We start from the raw sequence: 1,286 nt of genomic DNA, 5'->3' as shown, positions 1-1,286 counted from the left end.
GTGATGTTTATAAAAGACAGCACAGGCATGGTGTCGGTCATTGAAACCGGTAATATCACCTACGACTGGAACAACAATCCGAAGCAGATATACTTCACCAACGGCAGCGTGACGAAGTATGTATATAGCGCATCAGGCAAGAAACTACGTGCTGTTCACTATACCGCCAAGCCGAATATCACCAGGGCTTGGGGCGTGAAGCCCGCCGAGCTGACATCATCGCAGATACTGCAAGCAGACTCAACGGACTATCTGCTTGGCGGCAGCCTCACCCTCAAGAACGGCAAGGTCGATAAGTACTTGTTCGAGGGTGGATACGCTCAGGCAACGGCTGCAAGCTCAACGACTGATAGTTTTGCATTCTACTATTACAATCAGGATCATTTAGGAAATGTCCGTGAAGTAGTGGATGCCAGTGGTAACGTAAAGCAAGTTACAAACTATTATCCCTTCGGTGCACCATACGCAGACGCATCCGCGTCGATGAATCCTGATTTCCAACCTTACAAGTATAGTGGTAAAGAACTGGACCGCATGCATGGCCTGAACACTTACGACCACGGTGCCAGACAATATGACCCCATCCTGTTAAGATGGGATAGGATGGATCCATTGTGTGAAAAGTTCTATCCGTTTAGTCCGTATAACTATTGTGGGAATAGTCCGATCAAGCATATTGATCCAGATGGGAAAGATATAATCCCTATTTTATTTAGGAAAGTAAATAGTAAGGGTGAAGCAGTTGGGAAACGATATCGTAGTAGTCTCCAGGTAAAAAATGCCATGACATTATTTGGAAAAACAAGATACGGTAAACAAATTATAGGCTCATTTCTTCCTAAAGGTAAATATCAGTATGGAGTTAAGGGCACAGGAGAATTTTCAAACTTCATTCTTAAAATCAAACAATTTAATACTGGCGAAAACCATTTCTTTACAGGAGAATCTCCAGGGGCGGTAAAATACGGTTCTTTTGGAATTAACGAAGAAAATGGAACACTTGTTTTTTCCTTGACAATTGACGTTGATAACAATAAATCCTATCCTGATTTAATGGATACAATAGTTCATGAATTGTGCTTACATGGCCATAATATTAAAAATATAATTGAAGCGTATAAGGCGGGGGGACTCAAAGCTGTCGAAAAACTTAAAAGTAAAGGACCTAGTGAAGAAAGTTCACATCGAGCATTAGAAAAAAAAGATGTGACAGTTCCTGGTGTAGGACTTTACTATGAAACTAAGAATGCTATAGTAGAATCAAATCGTGAATTAATGAGATCGGA

At 41.2% G+C, this 1,286-nt stretch carries 1 protein-coding gene; it reads left to right on the top strand.

All coding sequences use genetic code 11. The annotated features are described in order from the left end of the window. On the top strand, window positions 1–1,286 hold a 1,286-nt coding region (locus T491_RS17800; RefSeq protein ID WP_369699763.1), incomplete at both ends, for an RHS repeat domain-containing protein.

This window comes from Prevotella sp. P6B4 (genome assembly GCF_000619985.1).
GTDB lineage: Bacteria > Bacteroidota > Bacteroidia > Bacteroidales > Bacteroidaceae > Prevotella.
Note: the sequence above shows the minus strand (reverse complement) of the source record. Positions and strands in the feature narration are given on the sequence as shown.